Below are 20,769 nucleotides of genomic sequence, written 5' to 3'. Positions count from 1 at the left end.
TATTTGCCGACTTATGAAACCCAGATACGCGGAAAATTCAAGTTGGAAGGGTGCGGCGGCCTTTGCGTCTTTCGCCGACTTCCCGCTCAACATGTTCGACAGACTGATGCGGATCAATCTTTGCAGTCACCTGGCGGATCGTCCAGCGCTGCTGAACATCCTTATACGATGGCCCGGTCCCAACCGCCATAATGCGCGGCGCTGCGCGTGCCGCGCGGCAGGCTGAGCCCGACCAGCAGCGCTCCGATCGCCAGATTGGCTAGGCTCGCCGCCGCACCGCCGGCGAGGATAAAGGGAGAGAGGGCGATCCAGGCTCCAAGCGCGATGTTCAGAAAGCGGACGGCGCGCGCCACTTCGGCCATCGCAGTAACGGCGACCATTATGACCAGGCAGCCGGTGACATGGTCGCTGAAGTAGAGCGGCGGGCTTGTGCCGAAGGCGAGCGGCGTGATCATCAGCTGGGCGCCGGCGAGGGTGCTGGCGACTAGGGTCCATGGGAAGTTCACACCGCCGGTAACGAAGTCCCGCGCCACTTCCGACAGCGGCCGGTCGAGATCCGGCGCCGGCGTCTGGTCCTCCGAAAGTGCCGGGCCTCCGCACCAGAATGTGCGCCAGAACGGCTCTCCCGCCTGTTTCGCACGCCAAAGATACTGGCAGCTCGCCAGCACCTCGTCGACCGAATAGGGGATGAGCACGACGGTGACGGCAGCCTGGACGATGCAGAGCGTGCACAGCGCTCCGATGAGCGGCGGCTGGATGATGATGAAGCTGACGCTGACCACGCCGAGCGGGACGACCAGCAAGCCGAACAAAAGCACCATCCACGGTATCGTGCGCCAGCGGCGGCGGTCGCCGATCGCGCCGGCGAGGATGTCCAGCGCATAGGCAAAGGCGCCCAGCCCGGCATCGGCGATCGGAAAGCCCTTGGAGACCCAGGAGGTGACTACCGCCTCGCTGCCATTGCCGGCCGGCGTTTCGCCCGGGCCGAAGAACGGTTCCCAAAGGCCATCGATATGGCCAAGCTGATAGGCAGCGAGATAACGCGAGACGAACAGGCCGACAAAGGCGAGTCCGATTATGGGAATGCGCTGGGTGAAGAGCGAGGGCGAATAGCTCCAGCCGAGCGGCCGGTCGTCATCGGCGGCAAGGGCACGCCGGCTGATACCCGGCGTTGGCGGGACCATCACCGCGAACGCGACGATCAGCATGCCGGCCAGCGTGTCGGTCGCGTAGGCTCCGGCGCTGGTGGTCCAGAACAGGAGCGGCGCGAACATCACCCAAACCCCGATCGAGGCGGTGATCCATTGCAGTCCGTGCCAGCGCCGGCGCGTGCCTACAAGCGCCAGCGACAGGATGGCGAGGCCGGATACGATCTCACTCATGCCGAGCCTTCCGTCGCGCGTCTCCGGCGAGGCGATCTCATGTCCGAGCGCCGGCGGAATCGGTGCTGAAGCGGGATCGAACAGGCCGAGCGTGAAGGGCGCCGCCACGAGCCACAGTCCGATGGCAACATTGGTCAGTGGCGCCCAGAGCGTTGCGGCCCGGTGGCGTTCGGTTTCCACCTCGACCTCGTCGTCCGAGCGCTCGAGCGGACGCCGCAGCCTTGCGGCGGCCTGGTCGAGCTCGGGCGCGGAAGCGGCGACCGCCGACGGTTCAAGCTTGTTCTTCTTGTACCAGTCGGTGGGATCCGCCTTCAGCCGCCGGATCATTTCCGGCAAGGTAGCGGTCAGGCTGTGCCGCGGCTTCCAGCCAAGCAGCCGCCTGGCGCGGGAGATGTCGATCTCGTAGTGATCGTCGGCGTTCTCGATCATCCATGGCTTGATGTCGGTCTCCTGGTCGAAAACCTTCTCCTGCATCCAGGCGCCGAGCTTCGTCACCTCCTTGGGCAGGGACAGGTCCGCCAGATCTCGCCATGCAGGAGCCGCCCAATCTGCTTCTGCATCTCGTCGTAGGACGGCGTCTGCTCTTCGCCGATCAGCAGTACGGTCTCGTCGGGAAGCTCGCTGCGCCGGTCGACGGTGCGCACTACGGCGTCGACGAGGTCGTCCAGGTGCAGGTAAGGCTGTCCGGTGGTGATGTCGCCGGTGAAAAGATAGGCGGTCGGCATGCGCTCGAAAATGCGGGCGATCTGCTGGGCGATGAAGGCGGCGTGGCAATCCTCGTCATAGACACCCGCCAGTCGCAGGATCGCAACCTTGATGTCGCCGTGCTCCTTCAGGATCAGTGTCTCGGTCTCGGCCTTCGATCTCGGATAGGCCCAGGCCGGATCGATCGGCGATCGCTCGTTGATCTTGGCGCCCTTCGCCGGGCTCGGCGCATGCACCAGCAACGTGCTCGAAAACACGAACTGCTCCGTCTCGAGCCCCCTCAGCGCGTTCAGCAGCCGGCGCGTTCCCTCGACGGTCACCGCGCCGTATTTCGGATTATCCTCGCCGGTCGTGTCGTAATAGGCCGCGAGATGGATCACCGAGGCAATGCGGCCGCCACTCCGTTCGCGCACCTCGGCCAGCGCCTTCGCCGCGCTCGTATCCGAGGTAAGGTCGATCTCGATCGTCTCGACGCCGGGCAAGGACCGCCTGGCAACATCAAGGCCGATGATGTCGTGGCGCTCCGTCAGGCCGCGAGCGATGGCCTGGCCCAGAAACCCGCTGCTGCCTGTGATCAGGACGGTGGGACGGGTTTTGCCGGTCATGGCGAATCTCCTTGGCGGTAGCGAGATGAAAGGGGCCAAATGCTTTCAGTCGCACACTCGGAACCATGTTCGTTGAGAACGGTTCCCGATGAGGTGGCATCACGGAATGGATGCGCGCGGCGATCCGTCAGACCGACTGCCATTCGCTCCGGCGGATTGCATTCGTGCACAAGTGCAGGACGACTGCCCATTGGCCTACCGGTCGCGAAGTGCAGCAGTCAGAATGTCGATCAGCAGCTTGCCGCAGCGACGATCTGGATCGCGGTCGGGATCATAGATCGTCACCTCCATCCCAATCACGCGTGAATCATTGCACCATGTGCGAAGAGCTTCGACGGCTTCGTCGGGCAAGACACCGCCGGCTTCCGGCGTATCGACAGCCGACATGATCTCGCTGTCCAGCACGTCGACATCGAAGTGAACGAATACACCCTCGACGTCCTGCCCTGCGACCGCGTCAAGCGCTACGCGTGCAGCATCGGCGACGCCGCGCCGCCGCACTTCAGCCAAATCCATCCGGTGAACATCGGTGTCGAAGACGGCCTTGGACGTGTAAGTCGCGGGGTCCTGCACATCGCGATAGCCAAACGCGACTACATCGGCCTCACGGACCAAAGGAGTGTGCTCGCCGAAATCGGTCAGGAGCTTCGGTCCATGGCCGGTCACGAAGGCCAAATCCATGCCCGCGGCTCCCTTTGAGGGCGAGGTATCCGGCAATTTGAAATCCGTGTGCCCATCGAAGAAGATAAGGCCGTAGCGGCCACGACGCCGTAGCGCTAGCGCGGGGCCAAGCAACACGCTGCAATCGCCGCCGAGTATGAGCAGGAACCCTCCCGAGTTCAGCTCCTCGCCGACGGCTTCGGCAAGCGTCTCGGAATACTGGCGCAGCGCCTGGGCATTGCGCACGCCCGTCGCAGGGTCCACCTCAGGCCGATAGGGCGGAGCCCGAACCGTGCGCAACGGACCGGCGCCCAAACGGTTGGCGAGACCAAGCGATTGAAGTACCTCCGGCGCCTTCCATGCGCCGGGCTCCGGCTCACCCTCCTGCGGCATCAGCCCAAGATTAGAGGGCGCGCCGAGCAAAGCGATATGTCTCGCCTGAGGGGTGGTTCGTGGCATTGTCGTGCTGGCTACTGAGGACATGATCAGAGTTCTCCGCGTTGTGGGCAATAGGCATCTGCTCAAGAAACAGGCTGCGCTTTCCTCCCGGTCTCCCGTCGGCTTTGCCGCCGAGTACCTCCGGGGCCTTGCCGCCGAGTACCTCTGGGTCGGTGTTACGCGTAAGGGAACATTTCGAGCGAAGACGTCGATGTTGTCCCGCAGATGCAGTCACTGATTCGCCTTGGGCAGCGGCACCGTCCCACGCTGCAGGAGCGGAGCTCGATACCGGTCGTTTGGGCCATATCGGGTTTCCTAGAGCCGAACTGCCATCTTTGAACTATGCGTGGTGTGCCCGCGTTCTGGCGGCCTTTTGCGCCGCCGCCTTCCTTCCGCTGGCGCCTTTCGTCTCGGCGGCTTTCTTTGCGGCTGCGGAACGCTCCTCAGCCGTCCGGCGCGAGGCCGCACGCTTTGCCTGCTGCGCCAGCGCCTCGTGCGACGCTGTGCTCTTCGGCTCGTGCTCGAGCACCTTGGAGACGGCTTTCGAGACCCGCGGGCGGCGTTTCGGCGTGCGTTCGCCCTGGCCGGCCTCATAGGCGTATTCGGCGCTTTTGCGCGTGCTCTCCTTCACCTTGCCCTTTTTGGGCGGGGGCAGGTCTACGCCTGCGCGTCTCGCCTCGGAAAGCCCGATGGCGATAGCCTGCTGGGTCGAGCGCGCGCCGTGCTCGCCGCGGCGGATTTTATCGATCTCCTCGTGCACGAACTCGCCGGCCTGCGTGCTCGGCGATTTGCCCTCGCGCTTGTCCTTTCGGGCCTTCTCGATGGTTTTCTTGTCCGGCATTGTCTTTCTCCCAACTAGGGGTTGCGACAGCCATTTGGGTTGCAGCTGCGCGCTGTTTTACGAGGACCTTAACGCGTTGAGGACGCAAATGATCCCGGGACTGGTGATCCAACCTCCAGCTGTCAGGACGTGGACGCCGATCTGTCCGAAATCAGATGGCGCAAGAACCATCGGCTCGCGAGATCCGCGACTTCGTCCAGCGCTGCCATGGGCGAAGAGCACAAGGCCGCGGGCATCCGGGGCAACGAAAGATTGCCCTCGAGCGTGATAGGGAACATGCACGACGTGCTCGCTATCCCGGTCCATATCCACCTCCGCTATGTCGATCTGATGCCAGGCGCCGGACCCGCACTCGCATGCCCAGCCAATTCCTCTTCGGAAGCGGCAGGCTTGTCGGAAGCGGCAGGCTTGGGCACGGACCTGGCGAGGAGCGCGCGGACCTCTTCATCGCTCGTCTGTGAGAAATCCACGTACCACCGCCCGACACCGAGCAGCGGCTCTGGTGTCGTCGCGCAAACGACCTCGTCTGCGTCCGCCCGCATCGCGTCGCAAGTGTCGGGGCTACCGACGGGAACGGCCGCGACGATATGGGCGGCGTGGTTTTTTCGCAGCGCCTTGATCCCGGCCCGCATGGTCGATCCGGTCGCAAGCCCGTCATCCACGAGGATAATGGTTCGTCCGTTCAACTGCGGTGGGGGCCGCCCGTCCCTATAGAGGTGCTCGCGGCGCAGAAGCTCTTTTTCCTCCGTTGCGGCGACTGCGTCGATGACATGTGGCGGGATCGCGAGACTGCTGACGATTTCGTCGTTGAGGACGCGTACGCCGAAGGGCGCGATCGCTCCCATGGCCAGCTCCTCGTGACCGGGGACGCCGAGCTTGCGCACGACGAAGACGTCGAGCGGTGCCTTGAGCGCCTGCGCGACCTCGTAGCCGACCGGCACGCCGCCTCTGGGCAGCGCCAACACGGTCACGTCGTCGCGCCCGGCAAAGCGAACGAGCTCTCCGGCGAGTCGCCGCCCGGCCTCGCGGCGATCTGAAAAGATGATAGCCATGATCTTCAATCCGCGTGCATCTGTTTTTCCGGTGGATGTTTTTCACCAGCCTGCGGCGACATCCCGTGGGATGGCTGCGACGCCGGGTACCGTTTTGGAACTCGCTCGCTGCCTGGACGTTCCAAGAATAGTTTCGATCGCGAGGTGCCGGCACGTGCATTGGCGCGGGATCGAGAGGATAGCGGTCGCACAAGCCTCGTCCGGCCAGCTGGCAATCTCGCGATGCGCGGCAACAGCGCGTTTGGCGACTTGTTGCCTCAGCAATCAGAGAGAGGAAATATGCCATGCAAGTTCAGGAGATCATGAGCCGTCGGACCGAACTGGTCGGCCCGAACACGACAATCAGGGATGCCGCCCGGAAAATGCGGGCCGACAATCTCGGTGCCCTTCCGATCGGCGAGAATGACAGGCTGGTCGGCATGGTGACGGACCGCGACATCGTGATGCGCGGCGTCGCCGAGGAGCGCTCAGCCGGCAACACGACCGTTCGCGAGGTCATGTCCGAGCATGTCTATTGGTGCTTCGACGATGCCGATATCACCGATGCGGCGAAGATCATGGCCAAGCATCAGGTGCGTCGTCTTCCGGTGATCAACCACGACAAGCGCCTCGTCGGCGTCATTGCCTTGGCCGACCTCGGGCGGACCGGTGAGGAAGCCGCCAAAATCGCTCTCGAAGGCGTTTCCGAGGCGACGGACGATCCCCGGCGCTAGACGCCCTGAGCGGTTGCCGCCGTGCTCGCCGCTCTCCTTCCACAGGGGCTGAACGCCGCCTGCTCAGGCAGCCTTCAGTTTGGCAACTATCGCGCTTTCACTTCTATGCGGCGTGTTTTGTCCTTTGCAGCGGGATTCTTCGGAAGCTCGACAGCCAAAACGCCGTTCCTGAAAGTGGCCTGCACCTTGTCGGCATCGATCTCCGTTTCCAGGGGGATGGTCCGCTGAAACCGGCCATAACTGCGTTCGCTGTAAGTGCGGCCGCCGTCGCCTTCCTTCTGCTCCGAACGCTTCTCGCCCGTAATGGAGAGGGTGTTGTCGCGCAGCTCGAGCTCAACATCCTTCTGCTCGAGCCCCGGCAATTCGGCGGTGACCTTATAGGCTTGGTCTGTTTAATATACGTCGACGCTCGGCCAAAGACCGCCGGCCGTAGTCGCTTCGGCCATTGGCGCAAAGAAGTCGTCGAACAGGCGATCAATCTGCCGGTGAAATGACGTGAGCGGGTCTCGCGCGGATGGGTAGAGGCTGCGCGATGGCGTCCTGGGCGCCAAATCGTGATGTGCCATGGTTCTTCTCCTGTTTTTCGTGTCTGCATCATTCGTCGCCATGTGATCGGCGACGGCAAAATAAAACTCGTCCGCCCATGAGGATGTTCCGAGCGCCGGCCAAGAAAGGCGGTCGAAAAAACAGCGGCAAAAAGCCGGCCCAAATTCCCTCATGACGGAACCTCCGACAATGAATGCGCGTCAGGACATGCCCATCGGGGAACAACGGGCCGGTACGGCTGTTTGGTCACATCAGCCGTAATCGGATTTGATCGGAGGATTTCGATGAACGCCACCGGACTCGACGTATTCGACAAGACCCTGCAGACCACGAACATCTGGCTCGACGAGATCATGGACGAGATCGGGCCGGATCGGCAGGTCGCATGGCACGTTCTCGGAGCGGTGCTGCACGCCCTGCGCGACCGTATGCAACCGGACCTTGCAGCTCACCTCGGCTCGCAGCTGCCGATTCTGGTGCGCGGCGCCTTCTATGACCAATATCAGCCTTCCAAAGCTCCCGAGAAGGTGCGGTCGCTCGACGAGTTTCTGGCCAAGATCAAGGCGGAGCTGGAATTCACCCGTCCGGTCGATTCCAAGGATGCCTTCAGGGTCGTGTCCAAGGTGCTCGCCCATAACGTCGGAGAAGGACAGATGCACAAGGTCTGGGAATCCCTGCCAGGAGAGATCAGACGCATCGCCGAAGCTCAACAAGCGGCGTGAACGGCGCCGGCGCGGGTTTCTCGGTCGCAACCTCCTTGGGGAAATAGCAATGCCACTCACCCTTATCAGCCCGGCGTTCCGGGCAGGCGGAAGAATTCCCGAAAAATATGCGCGTGACGGCCAGAACGTCTCGCCGCCGCTGAAGTGGTCCGGTGTTCCGGATGGTACCAAGAGCCTTGTTCTTGTCGTGCGGGATCCCGATGCGCCAAGCGGGATTTTCGGGCACTGGGCGGTCTTCAACATCCCGCCGGATGCCGGCGGACTCGCCGAGGCCGAAGACGGCAAGCCCGGCCCATCGGCCCTCAGGCAAGGCACCAACGATTTCGGCAATGCCTATTACGATGGTCCGCAGCCGCCTGCAGGGCACGGCGTCCACCATTACCACTTCCTACTGGCCGCGCTCGATGTGCCGAGCCTCAGCGTACCAGGACAGGCGGGCGTGCATCAGGTCTGGAAGCAAGCCCAGAAACACGCATTGGAGGAGACGGAGTTGGTCGGAACCTACGAACGGCCGGCGTGACGCGGGCCGCGCCGATCGCCGCCTTCACAGTGGCCGCCTTCACAATGTAATCTGGGCAAGCGGTTTTCGGGCAGGGCCGTGGATGACCGAACCGTCGGCGGCGAAGATCGAGCCGTGGCAGGGACAATCCCAGGTGTGGTCCACATTGTTCCAGGTTACGGTGCAGCCTTTGTGGGTGCAGGTCGCCGAAACCGCCTGGAGTGCGCCTTCGGTGTCTCTCCAGGCCGCAATCTTTTCGTCTCCCCTGACGATCACGCCACCCATGCCGGGCGCAATGTCGTGGGTGCTCGAGACGATCGATTGACTGCGGCCATTCTTGTGGAAGTCCTCGGGATAGGGCCGCGCCGGATCGTAGAGTTTTTGCCATGGGCTCGGGCGGGCGCAAATCAGGTCGGCGATCATCGTTCCCACGGCCGTCCCGTTGGTGATGCCCCAGGCGTTGAAGCCCGTGGCAATGCGGAAGCCGGCGGCCTTGGTGGGATCGGGTTCGCCGGCGTATGGGATCCTGTCGGCCGTATCATAGTCCTCGTTGCACCAGCGCCACGCGACGTCGCCGACCGGAAGGTTCTTTCTTGTCCATTTTTCCAGTTCGACAAACCGCTTCGCCAAGTCGCCATCCCAGCCGGTGTTGAATTTGGGGCCAAGCGTGACCAGCAGCGGACCTTCGGCATCACGGCCTGTGCGAATGGAATGCGTCGGCTCGTCGATGCCGATGAACATGCCGTCGACAGGGAGGGGATCATCGATCCGAAAGGCCATCACGGTGTGGCAGCGCGGTTGCGTCCGGTTCGCCATGCCGACGGGGCTCTTCACCGTCATGTTGGTGGAGACGACGACGTGCCCGGCATCAACGGCGCCGCCATCTGTGACGACGCGCCAGCGGCTTGCCTCGTCGATCGAGGTGGCGCGGCTGTTTTCAAAGATCCGACCGCCACGGGCCGTCACCGCTTCCGCCAGACCAACCAGATACATCGCCGGATTGAACTGCGCCTGGTCGGGGAACCGTAATGCCGCGGCCGTTTCGAAAGGCAGCGGTGCGCGTTCGAGAACCTCGGCCTCTAGCCCGACCTGGCGCGCGGCCTCCGCCTCGGCCGCGACCTCCGCGCGCCGGCGATCGTCGCAGGTGTAGGTATAGGCTTCCTTGCTCTCGAGATCGCAGGCGATGGCGTAGTTGTTAACCCAATCGCGGATTTGTCGGGCGCCGGCGGAATTCGCATCGGCGTAGACCTGGGCCAACTCCCGGCCGACAGTGTCGATGAGATGACGATAGATCAGCGTATGCTGCGTGGTGATCTTGGCCGTCGAGCGGCCGGTCACCTGGCCGCCCGTGCGCAGGCCTTCGAGGACGACCACCGATCGGCCCGCCTCGCAAAGCCGAAGCGCCGTCGTCAGCCCGACAATTCCAGCCCCCACGACAACGGCGTCCGCATGGATCGAACCTTCGAGCTGGGGATAGTTCGTGGATCTGGCTGCCGCCACCCAACAGCTTCCCGGTTTTCCCAAGAGAATGGCCATTTCAACCGCGTTCCTTGCGTCTCGGTGCACTTCCATCGACAACCGCGCCGGCAGAGGAACGTTCCCGAGCTTGGTCGCTTTCAATCATTGTCTCGCCACCCCGGGTCAGAAAAGCACCAGGAAGATGCGAGGTGCAGGCCATCACCCACGTGATCGCCTCGCGGTCGTATTCGTCGCCGGAGCGCCAGTCCTCGAAGAAGGCGTTCAGCCTATCGACACGCCCCGGCCAGATACCGGCGGCCTGCAGGCCGAGCGAAACGCCGTAATTGGTGAAGGCGAACTTGGTGTCGCCCAGCCATGGGGCACGGCTGAAATAGCCGGGCGGGTCGACCCACATCGTTTCCAGGCTTCGCAGGGAACGCCTCGTCTGGGCCTCGGCCCACGGCTCGTCGGGAAAGAAATGGGCGAGCCACAGCATCATGCTGAGGCCGAGGTCCTGCTCGATGTCGAGGGTGCGCCAATCGCGCTGCATCAGATCACGCATTTGCGCGATCTCGGGCGCCAGTGCGTCCTCATCGAGCGTCCGGTAAGAGACGTAGCCGTCATAGGCATCCATGCTGCCGAGACCGTAGCCAGGATATGGGCTGCTTAGATCCTCCTGCATCTTCCAGATCACACCGCGGCCGGGGACCACAAATGCCGGGTGAATGTCACGCGCCAGCGCAATGCCGCGCTTGCGGTATTCCGGCTTCAGATCGCCGAGGCGCGCCAAGGCGAACAGCCACATCGCGAGATAGTGGAAGTACTGGCCGTCGCGATCGGCCGCTTCGCCGATCCTCAGTCCGCGCCGGCGGCCGAGCACACGCTCGACATTGGCGACCAGCCGCTCGGCCGCGTCCAGCCAGCGCTGTTCGCCAGTTTCTGTGTAAAGCGAGACGTAGAGCACGACCCCGAATGCATCGGTCCACAGATATCGCAAGCCGTTGGGCCAGATGCCTTCGGCGCGCATCCAGTCGAGTTTTCGCAGGACGTAGTCGACGTCACGCAGCATCGTGCCAAAGCCCGAACTGGCCGAGCCGGCCGATGTTCGGTGTCGCGCGATTGTGAGCATGCAGAATTTCGAGCATGTCTCTCCTCCGTTGCGGTCGATCTGGCCAGATACCGCGAAACGATCTGATCGGCGGCAGGTTCCTTGGCGCTTTCAACGGCGCGACCGGGAACCCTCCGCCTGGTCATAAGTTTGCGAATTGGCCTTGGACGGTGCGGGGACCACGTGGCCCGAACTCATGCCCGGACTGGCCGAGCGGAGCAGTACAGAAAGCGACAATCGCGCGAACAAGACAAAGTGCACTGTCACCGTATTTGTGTTTTGGAAGTCAGTTGCCGCGTCTATTTTTCCACGGAACCTTCCAGCGAGAGCATCGTAAACAACGGGATGCGGGAGGTTGCAGCCTTTCGATCGAGGAGGCAAAATTGCGACACCGCCAAGTCAAAGTTAACGGAGACGCTATTTTCTTTCGCGAGGACGGCCCGGCCGACGCTCCGGTGCTTCTGCTGCCGCACGGCTATCCCTGCTCGTCCTATCAGTTTCGAAGGCTGATGCCTGGACTGGCAGATCGCTGGCACACGTTCGCGCCGGATTTTCCTGGCTTCGGTTACAGCGCCACGCCCGACATGGCTGCATTCGGCTACGATTTCGATGCCTATGCCGGGTTTCTGGCGGCTTTCGCTGACGCGCTCGGCCTATCCGCTATGCGCTGTGGCTGCACGACTATGGCTCGCAGATCGGATTGCGCCACGCCATCGCCTATCCGGAGCGCGTTGCCGCGCTTATCATCCAGAACGGCGACATCTACGAAGACGTGCTCGGCCCGAAATACGCAGCCATCAAGATGTATTGGAACGACAAGACGTCCGAGAAGCATCGCCCGCTGGAAGATGCGGTCAGCGAGGAGGGCTTCCGGCACGAGTTCATCGGTGAAGTTGGCGAGGCCGTGGCCGAGCGCGTGCCACCGGATCTGTGGAAACTCCATTGGCCTCTGATGGACACGCCAGCCCGTCGGCGGCTTGCGGTCGGCCTGATGGAGAAGCTGGAGGGGAACCTCAACTGGTTCCCGAAATACCAAGCTTATCTGCGCAAACGGCAACCGCCGACACTGATCGTCTGGGGTCCCGAGGACGGCTATATGCCGGCCGCATCGGCCCGCGCCTACAAACGCGACTTGCCGCAAGCTGAGTTCCACCTCCTCGATGGCGCCGGCCACTGGCTACTGGAAACCCATTTCGATGAGGCGCTTGCGTTGGTGCGCGACTTCCTTGCACGCGTCCACGGCTGATGACCGATGCATCCCTCGGGTAACCTATTGAAAGCATGGTGAACCGACCGGTCTGTGGCGAACCAGTCTCCGTTTGATATTTCCTGCTAACAGGCAAAAAGCAGGGTATTTGTGCGAAATGCGCGCTTTGGGCGGGCAGAACATCAATATCTTGTCGCGATGTCAGCTACTTAGTGGGAGATTTCCTGCGCGAGGCGTCAGGGAATATCGACCAGATTTGCGTGAATATTCGCGGCCGCCGGTGAATTAACAGGGAAATCCGTTGTCGTTATGTGGGATGCGATTGCCGTTAGCTGGGATCGAATGTTCGTTATCCGGGAACGCGCTGCCGTCTTGCGGAAAATGAACGCGCAATAACGGTTCGAATCGCGCTTGCGAGGGAATGCAATGCTCTCACCCGGAAAGACATTGTCATAGCGCGGGAGGCGATTGTCGACTCGCAAGAGGCTATCTCAAGGCGATGAGCAGTAACCGACGGCGGGGGTGAATAGGGGTATTTTGCTGACTTGGCCGTTCATGAGACGCAGAGTGTAGTTTACGATATCTCGGTTCTGGATCGAGGCCCGGCTTTGATCTGATGGACCTAGGCCGCTCGCCGTCGATCCGGCCAGTTGTTAGGTCCGCCGCTTCAACGAACTAGCTGAGCTGAGCTTAACGATTCGGTATTGATTTGAGCGTTTCGAACTCGATCAGGTCGAGGGTAGCTGTGGTGACCTCCTCTACTCGCACGCGATGCACACAGTAGACGCCACCGGGATTGTTCGGCTTGCACAAGTTGGGAGCAGCGCATTGGCAGGGCAGCCGAGGCGCCACGATCCGATGCGGAACTCCGAGCGGCCCCCATATGTCCGGCGGTGTCAAGCCGTAAAGGCCGACGACAGGAGTCCCTACTGATGCCGCCAGATGCATGGGACCACTCTCATTTCCTAGAAAGATAACGGCGTCGCCAAGCAATGCCGTCAGTGTTTCAAGCGAGACCTTCCCAACCACGCTCGCCACAGGTGACACAGCCAATGCGAGTATTGTCTGCTCGGCTGTTGTCTCGTCCCGGCCACCAATCAGCAAAGACCGAAGGCCGGTGGCGGCATAGACTTCATCGATTGCCGCTGCAAACCGCTCCGGTTGCCAGCATCGCCCCTCAAATCGTGCCCCTGCATGGACGACGATATAGGCGTTTTTGACCAAACTCCTTTGCGCCAGGATTTGTGCGCTTTCACTTTGAGCGGCGCATGTGGGCACAAGCCTTGGTGTGGAGTCAGCGAGGTCAATGTTGAGAGCCTTTAGAGGAGAAAGATATCGGTACAGATAGTGGATGCCGCCGTGACCACAGGTGGCGGCGTAAACGTTTGCCGGTTGAACCTCCCAGAATCTCAGTGGCCTCTCGGGAGGATCGAAGCCAACCCGCAGCGGCGCGTCGAGCAATCGGTGCAGAATCCTGGATGTCTTGGAATCACTCAGATCAATAGTGAGATCGTACCTTCGTTGGCGGAGATCAGAGACCAAGCTTAGATACGCTCTTAGCCGCTGGAAGAGGCTCTTTCCCTTGCCGCGGCGGTCGAACCCGATTGCTTCGTCCGCGATGTTTTGGCTGACTATGAACCGCCGAAGACCGGGGGCGCAAAGCATGGTCACGGTGGCATCCGGGTAGGCGAGACGTAGATTGCGCACCAAAGCTGACGTCAAAACAACGTCGCCAATATACTTTGTCTGAATGATGAGAATGGACTTGACGGACAGCTGGCCAGTCGTGGCAGGCGCTCGCGATCTGCACCCGCCATGGCCGAATAGACGGACAGCGCGGCTAGCCAATGCGGCCAAAGTGCTAGCGCTCATCGGCCTCAATTCCGACGCGCGGGTCGTTCGGCAGGAGGATGAGAAAGTCCGTCCGCTGGCGTGGCAGGCCAGTTCGATCCCGCGCCTGTTTCACGAAGGCCGGATCGTAGTCGAGGTGCGTCCCAGGACCGCTCCCGCCGAAGCGGTGCCTCGAACTGCACTGCGTCTTCAGGTGTGGAAGCCGGCGAGGTCTCATGCTCTCCTAGGGCGGCAAGCCGTTTGAGAAGCCTGAGAAAGTCATCGACGAAGGTGAAGATGACGGGGATCGCGACGAGGCTAAAGACGGTGGAAGTCATCAGGCCGCCGATGACAACAATTGCCATGGGTTGACGGAAACTGGAGTCGCCGCCGCTGAGACTGAGGGCTACCGGAAGCATGCCGCCGCCCATCGCGATCGTCGTCATCACGATCGGGCGAGCGCGCTTATGGCAGGCGTCGACAAGAGCGTCGAAGCGCGAGAGGCCGGCGCGGCGTGAGATGATCGCGTATTCGACCAGAAGGATCGAATTCTTCGTCACCACACCCATCAGCATGAGCAACCCGATCACCACTGGCATGGAAAAGCTCGTGCCGGTCAGCACCAACGGCAGCAGGGCGCCGCCGAGAGAAAGTGGCAGCGCCATAAGGATCGTCACCGGTTGAAGGAAGTCGTGGAAGAGGAGGACCAGCACGGCATAGATGCAGAATATTCCGATCCCCATAGCGATGGCGAAACTGCCAAAGAGCTCGGAGCTGCGCTCTAATTCTCCTTGCTCGACGAGCCGGACGCCTTCCGGGAGGTTGCGAAGGGCAGGCAATGCCTGTGCCTCGCGATAGACGTCGCCGAGGATGCGCCCGTTCAACTCGAGCGATAGCGTGACATTTCGCGAGCGGTCGATGCGGCTGATTTCCGACGGGCTGCCGCCGATGCTGATCTCGGCGACCGAGCCAACATCGACGCTGCCCCTGGCGCCGGCAACGCGAAGATTGGCAATGTCATCAAACGTCGTCCGGTTGCTGGGGTCAAATCGGACACGGATAGGAAGCTGGCGCTGTGGCAGGTTGAGCTTCGCGAGCGAAGAGGAATAGTCGCCGTTTGTTGCCACGCGAACCGCCTCGGAAATCGCTTCCGCCGTCACGCCGAGAGCGGCCGCGCTGTCGAGGTTCGTGACGATCTGGATTTCCGGCGCCTGCAGGGAGGCACTGGAGGTGACCGCGCCGACTCTCCTGAGGGTGCGCAGTTGCTCTTCGAGCGCGCCGGCTGCCTGGCCGAGCGCATCGGAATCGTCGCTCGCCAACGTGATCTCCAATGTCGTGCCGTTGCCGCCCGTCCCCACAGCGATCCTGGTGCCGGGAAGGACGGAAAGTGCCTGCCGGATATCATTCTCGATCTCGGTCTGCGTGCGGGTGCGATCGCCGATCTTCTTGAGATCGACCACGAGGGAAGCGGCCCCCGTATCGGCGGTCGTCGAGGAATCGATCAAGTCATTCGAAGAGACGCTTCCCACGGAGGAGAACACATGCGTCACGTCCGGCAGTCGGGAAACGATCTCGGCGGCTCGCCGCGTGATCGCCTCCGTCTGCCCAATGGTGCTGCCAGGTTGCAGCGTCAAGGTGACTTGCGTCTGCGCATCATCCGAAGCGGGCAGAAAGCCGGAACTGAGGAACGGGATCGTCGACATGGAAAGGCCGAGAAACAGCATGACGCCAAGGACCGTTAGTTTGCGGCGCTGCAGGCAGATTCTGACGACGGCCATGTAGGCGCGCATGATCCAGCCGTCCTTTGCCTCGACGGGATGCGCTTTCATCATGTAGGCGGCCATCATCGGCGTCAGCAGGCGCGCGACGACCAGTGAGGCGAGGACCGCCACGGCTGCCGTCACCCCGAACTGACGGAAGATCAGGCCGGGAATACCGCTCATGAAGGCAGTCGGCAGGAAGACGGCGACGAGCGTGAAGGTCGTGGCGATGACGGCAAGGCCAATCTCGTCGGCGGCCTCAAGCGCGGCCTCCTTCGGGTGTTTGCCCATTTGCAGATGGCGCGCGATGTTCTCGATTTCGACAATCGCATCATCGATCAGGATGCCGACCACGAGAGAGAGCGCGAGCAGCGTCACCGTGTTGAGGCTGAAATCCGCCAGATACATCACAAGAAAGGTCGGAATGACCGATAGTGGCAGCGCAACCGCCGAAAGGACAGTCGCCCTCCAGTCGCGCAGGAAGAGCCAGACCACGACGATCGCGAGGATGGCGCCCTCGTAGAGCATGTGCATGGAGCCGTCATAGTTCTCAATGATCGGCCCGGTCGTGCTGTAGGCCTCGACGATCTCAACATCGGGCTTGGCGGCGGCGAAGTTCTGCATGCCAGTCCGGATGGCTGCCGCGACGCCCGTATCCGAAAAGCCGTTCGAGCGTTTGACCTGCACTGCGATCACCGGCTCGCCATCGAGATAGGCGATGGACCCCCGGTCAGCGAAGCTGTCCGTAACGGTGCTGATCTCGTCGAGACGCACCAGGGCGCCACTTGGGAGCGGGATTGCGAGCGCCCTTAATGCCTCAATCGAAGAAACCGCGCCGAGCGTGCGGATCACCTGCTTGCTGCCGCCGATTTCCGCCCGGCCGCCAGAAGCGTCCGACTGCATGGATTTGAGCCGCGCGGAAACGGTTGCGGCGCTGAGGCCGAGCGAACTCATGAGTTGGGGATTGAGATCGATCTGCACCTCACGATTGATGCCGCCAATGCGGCTGACCTGGCCGACGCCGGGCACGGCAAGTAAGGCCTTTGTCATGTCGTTGTCGACGAACCAGGAGAGTTCCGTCTCATTGAGGCGGACGGAGCGCACGGCATAAGTAAGGATCGGTGAGCCTTGCACCGTCGTTTTCGTCACGCTTGGTGTCTGCATCTGGGCAGGCAGGTCGCCGCTCATACTGTCGACGGCATTGCGCACCTCGTTCAGCGCTGCCTCGCCGTCCTTCTCCAGCTGAAATGAGACATTGATGCTGACCGCGCCGTCCGTAATCGTGGTAGTGACATGCTCTAGGAGGCTCAGAGAGGCGAGCTTGTCCTCGATCTTGCGCGCGACTTCGGTTTCGAGTTGGGCCGGTGCGGCACCTTCGAACGCGGCGTTGATCTGGACAGTCGGCAGCACCATGTCGGGGAAATTCTGTACCGCTAAGCGATCGAAGGCGAGCAGGCCGCTAACGGTGAGCAGGATGAATAGCAGGATTGCGGGAACCGGATTGCGGATCGACCAGGCGGAAAAGTTCATCGTGCGTCCTCCTCTACCCGGACAAGAGCCCTGTCCGAAAGGAAGGCGCCGCCCGCCGTCACCACGTCGGCCCAGGGATCAAGGCCCGAGAGGATCTCCACTTCGCTGCCATTGCGGCGGCCGGTTTCAACTCGGACGCGTGACGCACGCCCGTCTGTACCCACGGTGAAGACGTAAGCGATGCCATCACGCATCACGAGGCCCGTCTCGGGCACGGTGAGGGCCTGCGTGGTCGCAAGCTCAATCTGGCCGGTGACGTAGAGGCCGATGGGTGGGTGCGCGTCCGCCGGCAGCGCCACATAGGCGAGCACCCTTCCGGTATCGGTGCTGACCGTCGGCCCCACGAGCCGCACGGTCCCTTTGACGCGCCGCCGCTCCGGGCTGATGATCGTGGCGGTCAGGCCTTCTTTGATGCGAGGCAAATAACGTGCAGACACTTCCGCCTGCCACTCGACGCGCTGCTGGCGCACGAGACGGAATAGCTCCGTGCCGGAGGAGACGACAGCGCCGAGTTGGACCGAACGGGCGGTGATCAGCCCGTCGTCCGGGGCCATAATGGTCGTCTGAGCAAGCTTGATCCTCTGGCTTTCCAGCGAGGCTTCGGCGGATTCGACACTCGCGATCGCAGTCTGCTCGGCGATCAGGTATTCAGTGATCTTCTCCTCAGAAAGCGCACCGCTTCCCTGCACCTTGCGTGCTCGGTCCGCACTAGCCCTGGCTTTTGCGAGGTCCGCCTTGGCACTTGCCAGGACAGCCTCTTCCTTGCGCAGTTCCGCCCGCACCGTTTCGTCGGCCAGCCGAACCAGGGGCTGATCCTTTGAGACAACCGACCCGACATCGGCAAGGACATCGGTCACACGCAGGCCGCCGATTTCCGCGGCGATGACCGCCTCGTGCCAGGGCTTCAGCCAGCCGCTGGCGGGTATCGTTTCAGGCCACTGGCGTTCCGCGGGCTTTGCCACTGCGACGGTAAGCGCTGCCGCCTCGTTCTGTTGCGCGAGCGCGGGCTCTACGGCGAAAACGAGGATCCCGCTCAGGGTAGCGGCGAGGAGAAGAGGTGAAGATCGCATCAGAGCAGGTTTTCTTTCGATGTTTGCGGCAGGTCCTTGGATGAGGAGGCGCTCGCATCCCAGCCGCCGCCCAGCGCCTTGTAGAGGGCGATCCAATAGCGCACGGAGTCACGACGGATTTCGATGAGCGAGACCTCCGCCGACTGCGCCGAACGCCGGGCTTCCTCGCGGTCGAGCAGGCTTGCGCCACCGGCCTTCCAGTTCGAATCCACGGCTTTGAAGTAGGCGCGATAGTTGCGCGCCGCGACACTGGCGTCGCCGATCTGCCGTCGCGTACTGTCGATCCGCACGAGTGCGGTCTCGACTTCGGCGACCGCGTCCAGCACACCTGATTTGTAGGCGGCCACCGCCACCTTATATGCGGCTGCCGCGCTGCCCACTGCCGCCCGGCGCGAACCACCGTCAAAGAGCGGGATCGAGATGGCCGGGCCGAAGGACCAGGGCAGAGAGGTTCCGATCAGCGATGAACTGTCGATCGTGACCGAGCCGCTGAGGCTGAGACTCGGATAGAGATCGGCTTTTGCCGCGCCGATCTCGGCGAGCGATGCAGCGACCTCGAGCTCAAGGGCGTCGATGTCGGGGCGCTGCCGCAAGGCGTCGGCAGGCACGGCGGATAGCTTGAGGGTCCTCGGCGTGGGTAACCCGTGCTTGCCCATCGCCAGAATATCGCGGACGTGAGGCTCGTCACCGCCGATAAGGCGGGCGAGAGATTTGACGAGCACCTCGCACTCGGCACGCTGGGCGGTCCGTGTCGAGGCCGAGGTAGCAGCACTCGCCCGCCCTAGCGCGAGGTCGGCGCTCGACGTAAGGCCGGAGGTTGCGGCCATTTCCATTGCCCGGATCGTCTCGCGCTGCGAGGCGAGTTCGGTGGTATAAACTTGCTCCAGCTGCCGGCAGGCACGGTACTGCATATAGTAGTCCGCCACCTCCGCCGCGAGTGAGACGCGCGCATCGTGCCAATCGGCGGTGCGCTCGTGTACCCGCAGCCGCGCAGCCTCGCTCCTCTGCCGAGTCTTGCCGAACAGATCGATTTCCCAAGAAGCGTCGAGGCTGCCGCTCACCGTCGTAGCGGCAGCAACTTGGTTGGCTTTGTTGCCGCCGGTGCCGGAGCGGGCGAGCGATCCCGAGCCGCCAAGCCCCGGAAAAAGGCTCGCCTGCGTAGATGTCAGCGTGGCGCGCCCCCTCTCGATCTCTGCAGCGGCCGACTCGAGACTGGGGCTTTCCGCCTGCGCAGATGCAATGAGGGCCGTCAGCGATGGATCGGAAAACGTGGACCACCAGGACACGAGATCGCCGGCCCGGCCGCCATGCGGAAAGGTCGCGTGCCAGGCATTCGCGATCTTCAAATCAGGTTCCTGAACGCTGGCCACAGTCGTGCAGCCTGACACGATCAGGCACGCTCCAAGACCGCCCATACCGACAATCCTGCGATAGGCCGCCTTCATCGCGGCCTTCGATTGGCAGGCATTACGGCCCGGCGCGAAACAGCCAGCAAGAAAGGCCATCATGATGATGGCCACTAGTCGATGCATGTCTACCGCCTTGTTCCGGGGCCGCCACCCGGCGGAAACATCTAAGTCTCCACCGGCAGCACCGCACATTTCGCGAATGTTCTTCGCAATCGCGCCTGGGGCATTAGTCCGGTTTTGTCATTGCCGTGGGTTTTGTATTGTTAAGAGTTGCTAAGGCGCAGCGGCTGAGCGGCCCGCCGGAAGCACCGGTGCGCGTCATTCATGGGCCGTAGATGCAGCGGCTGTCGGGCCCGGAGGCGGCCTGTGGGGGGCGCAGCAACAAAACTAAACACAATTGTTGCTGACAGCCATCATGTACAGCGTGTTATTCCGGAAGGGAAAGGGCAACGAAAATGGCCAAACCTATGGATAGCCTCGGATACAATGTCCTAACTCAAGCTTCAGCCCGAATCCTCGTCGTCGAGGATGACCGGGATATAGCCACCATGCTGATCGAGTTGATGAAGGATGCTGGTTATGCTGCCGAGACGGTCGGATCGGCGATGGAGATGGACCGCGTCTTAAAAAAGAGAGAGTTCAACCTTATTGTGCTGGACGGAATGCTGCCGGGAGAGGATGGTTTTAGCATTTGCAGAAGGATCAGGGCATCCGATACGACGCCCATCCTTATGCTCACCGCTCTGACGAAAGAGGTGGACAGGGTCGTTGGGCTTGAAATGGGTGCCGACGACTATGTTACAAAACCGTTCAGCTCCAGGGAGCTGTTGGCGAGAATAAAGGCGCTGTTGCGCCGTTCGTCTTATTCAAGCCAAGTCAGGCCAAGCCAAGACCCGATGACGTTCGCGGGCTGGCGCATCGACCCTGTCACACGCGAATTAACTGACGTTGACGGTGTGCATGTGCCGCTTACGACGGCGGAATTCGATGTGCTGCTTGTGTTCTGCGAGAATCCACGCCAGGTGATGAACCGGCACGACATACTTGCGCGTACCCACGCTGGCGCTGCCGGACCTGTCGAGCGCAGCATTGATGTGCATGTGAGCCGTATCCGGCAAAAGATAGAGCCGAACTATAAGGAGCCCACTTGGGACTGTCGGGAATTCTGTGCGCGAGGCCATGATGATGGAAAGGAGAGAATCATCGCATGGCTATTGAGAAGGAACTTCTGGAC

At 62.2% G+C, this 20,769-nt stretch carries 14 protein-coding genes and 3 pseudogenes; 5 read left to right on the top strand and 12 right to left on the bottom strand.

Annotation, left to right across the window (positions count from 1 at the left end; genetic code table 11):
* Nucleotides 1-161 precede the first annotated feature (161 nt).
* From NKI01_RS23550 to NKI01_RS23535, 4 genes and pseudogenes are all read right to left on the bottom strand, one after another.
* Nucleotides 162-2,692: pseudogene (locus tag NKI01_RS23550) on the bottom strand (NAD-dependent epimerase/dehydratase family protein).
* 195 nt (nt 2,693-2,887) lie between these two features.
* Entirely contained in the window at nt 2,888-3,835 is a 948-nt protein-coding gene (locus NKI01_RS23545) for an arginase family protein (RefSeq protein ID WP_352964815.1), read from the bottom strand.
* 295 nt (nt 3,836-4,130) lie between these two features.
* The gene (locus NKI01_RS23540) at nt 4,131-4,631 is read right to left on the bottom strand and encodes a DUF6496 domain-containing protein (protein WP_023678569.1); all 501 of its coding nucleotides are present in this window, start codon (nt 4,629-4,631) and stop codon (nt 4,131-4,133) included.
* Nucleotides 4,632-4,948: 317 nt separating this feature from the next.
* Entirely contained in the window at nt 4,949-5,683 is a 735-nt protein-coding gene (locus tag NKI01_RS23535; RefSeq protein ID WP_352855474.1) for a phosphoribosyltransferase, read from the bottom strand.
* A gap of 284 nt (nt 5,684-5,967) precedes the next feature.
* On the opposite strand from NKI01_RS23535, the gene NKI01_RS23530 reads away from it, so the two are divergent.
* The gene (locus NKI01_RS23530) at nt 5,968-6,396 is read left to right on the top strand and encodes a CBS domain-containing protein (protein ID WP_352964812.1); all 429 of its coding nucleotides are present in this window, start codon (nt 5,968-5,970) and stop codon (nt 6,394-6,396) included.
* Between the two features lie 86 nt (nt 6,397-6,482).
* On the opposite strand, the pseudogene NKI01_RS23525 reads toward NKI01_RS23530, so the two are convergent.
* Nucleotides 6,483-6,773 (bottom strand): annotated as a pseudogene (locus NKI01_RS23525) (Hsp20/alpha crystallin family protein); the annotation flags it as partial.
* Nucleotides 6,774-6,788: 15 nt separating this feature from the next.
* Entirely contained in the window at nt 6,789-7,115 is a 327-nt protein-coding gene (locus NKI01_RS23520) for a hypothetical protein (RefSeq protein ID WP_352964809.1), read from the bottom strand.
* 111 nt (nt 7,116-7,226) lie between these two features.
* Between NKI01_RS23520 and NKI01_RS23515 the strand changes: the two genes are divergently transcribed.
* Nucleotides 7,227-7,664 (top strand): DUF2267 domain-containing protein, encoded by a 438-nt coding sequence (locus NKI01_RS23515; RefSeq protein WP_352964806.1) that lies wholly within the window; start codon nt 7,227-7,229, stop codon nt 7,662-7,664.
* Between the two features lie 49 nt (nt 7,665-7,713).
* The gene (locus NKI01_RS23510) at nt 7,714-8,184 is read left to right on the top strand and encodes a YbhB/YbcL family Raf kinase inhibitor-like protein (RefSeq protein ID WP_352471470.1); all 471 of its coding nucleotides are present in this window, start codon (nt 7,714-7,716) and stop codon (nt 8,182-8,184) included.
* Nucleotides 8,185-8,223: 39 nt separating this feature from the next.
* On the opposite strand, the gene NKI01_RS23505 is transcribed toward NKI01_RS23510, so the two are convergent.
* The gene (locus tag NKI01_RS23505) at nt 8,224-9,699 is read right to left on the bottom strand and encodes an FAD-dependent oxidoreductase (RefSeq protein ID WP_352494207.1); all 1,476 of its coding nucleotides are present in this window, start codon (nt 9,697-9,699) and stop codon (nt 8,224-8,226) included.
* Between the two features lies 1 nt (nt 9,700).
* Entirely contained in the window at nt 9,701-10,750 is a 1,050-nt protein-coding gene (locus NKI01_RS23500; protein WP_352964803.1) for a hypothetical protein, read from the bottom strand.
* A gap of 347 nt (nt 10,751-11,097) precedes the next feature.
* Here NKI01_RS23500 and NKI01_RS23495 point away from each other — a divergent pair.
* Nucleotides 11,098-11,975 (top strand): annotated as a pseudogene (locus NKI01_RS23495) (alpha/beta fold hydrolase).
* A gap of 651 nt (nt 11,976-12,626) precedes the next feature.
* On the opposite strand, the gene NKI01_RS23490 reads toward NKI01_RS23495, so the two are convergent.
* Genes NKI01_RS23490 through NKI01_RS23475 form a run of 4 tightly spaced genes read right to left on the bottom strand, consistent with a single transcriptional unit; the run spans nt 12,627 to nt 19,646 of the window.
* Nucleotides 12,627-13,808: a glycosyltransferase family 9 protein gene (locus tag NKI01_RS23490; protein WP_352964801.1), complete on the bottom strand. Its 1,182-nt coding sequence runs from the start codon at nt 13,806-13,808 to the stop codon at nt 12,627-12,629.
* Nucleotides 13,809-13,813: 5 nt separating this feature from the next.
* Nucleotides 13,814-17,056, bottom strand: coding sequence for an efflux RND transporter permease subunit (locus NKI01_RS23485; RefSeq protein WP_352964798.1), 3,243 nt, complete (start codon nt 17,054-17,056; stop codon nt 13,814-13,816).
* Nucleotides 17,053-18,126 (bottom strand): efflux RND transporter periplasmic adaptor subunit, encoded by a 1,074-nt coding sequence (locus NKI01_RS23480; RefSeq protein WP_352494210.1) that lies wholly within the window; start codon nt 18,124-18,126, stop codon nt 17,053-17,055. Before NKI01_RS23480 ends, NKI01_RS23485 begins: the two co-directional genes overlap by 4 nt.
* Nucleotides 18,126-19,646: an efflux transporter outer membrane subunit gene (locus tag NKI01_RS23475; RefSeq protein WP_352855488.1), complete on the bottom strand. Its 1,521-nt coding sequence runs from the start codon at nt 19,644-19,646 to the stop codon at nt 18,126-18,128. Before NKI01_RS23475 ends, NKI01_RS23480 begins: the two co-directional genes overlap by 1 nt.
* Nucleotides 19,647-19,990: 344 nt before the next feature.
* Between NKI01_RS23475 and NKI01_RS23470 the strand changes: the two genes are divergently transcribed.
* Nucleotides 19,991-20,769, top strand: a 779-nt coding sequence (locus tag NKI01_RS23470) for a response regulator (RefSeq protein ID WP_352964794.1), incomplete at its 3' end; no start/stop codon positions are given.

This window comes from Mesorhizobium sp. M0815, from assembly GCF_040319995.1.
Taxonomy (GTDB): domain Bacteria; phylum Pseudomonadota; class Alphaproteobacteria; order Rhizobiales; family Rhizobiaceae; genus Mesorhizobium.
Note: the sequence above shows the minus strand (reverse complement) of the source record. Positions and strands in the feature narration are given on the sequence as shown.

Bases quoted from the DNA above. Each gene is read 5' to 3' on its own strand.
- NKI01_RS23545 (WP_352964815.1), bottom strand. From the start codon at position 3,835: ATGTCCTCAGTAGCCAGCACGACAATGCCACGAACCACCCCTCAGGCG.
- NKI01_RS23540 (WP_023678569.1), bottom strand. From the start codon at position 4,631: ATGCCGGACAAGAAAACCATCGAGAAGGCCCGAAAGGACAAGCGCGAG.
- NKI01_RS23535 (WP_352855474.1), bottom strand. From the start codon at position 5,683: ATGGCTATCATCTTTTCAGATCGCCGCGAGGCCGGGCGGCGACTCGCC.
- NKI01_RS23530 (WP_352964812.1), top strand. From the start codon at position 5,968: ATGCAAGTTCAGGAGATCATGAGCCGTCGGACCGAACTGGTCGGCCCG.
- NKI01_RS23520 (WP_352964809.1), bottom strand. From the start codon at position 7,115: ATGAGGGAATTTGGGCCGGCTTTTTGCCGCTGTTTTTTCGACCGCCTT.
- NKI01_RS23515 (WP_352964806.1), top strand. From the start codon at position 7,227: ATGAACGCCACCGGACTCGACGTATTCGACAAGACCCTGCAGACCACG.
- NKI01_RS23510 (WP_352471470.1), top strand. From the start codon at position 7,714: ATGCCACTCACCCTTATCAGCCCGGCGTTCCGGGCAGGCGGAAGAATT.
- NKI01_RS23505 (WP_352494207.1), bottom strand. From the start codon at position 9,699: ATGGCCATTCTCTTGGGAAAACCGGGAAGCTGTTGGGTGGCGGCAGCC.
- NKI01_RS23500 (WP_352964803.1), bottom strand. From the start codon at position 10,750: ATGCTCACAATCGCGCGACACCGAACATCGGCCGGCTCGGCCAGTTCG.
- NKI01_RS23490 (WP_352964801.1), bottom strand. From the start codon at position 13,808: ATGAGCGCTAGCACTTTGGCCGCATTGGCTAGCCGCGCTGTCCGTCTA.
- NKI01_RS23485 (WP_352964798.1), bottom strand. From the start codon at position 17,056: ATGAACTTTTCCGCCTGGTCGATCCGCAATCCGGTTCCCGCAATCCTG.
- NKI01_RS23480 (WP_352494210.1), bottom strand. From the start codon at position 18,126: ATGCGATCTTCACCTCTTCTCCTCGCCGCTACCCTGAGCGGGATCCTC.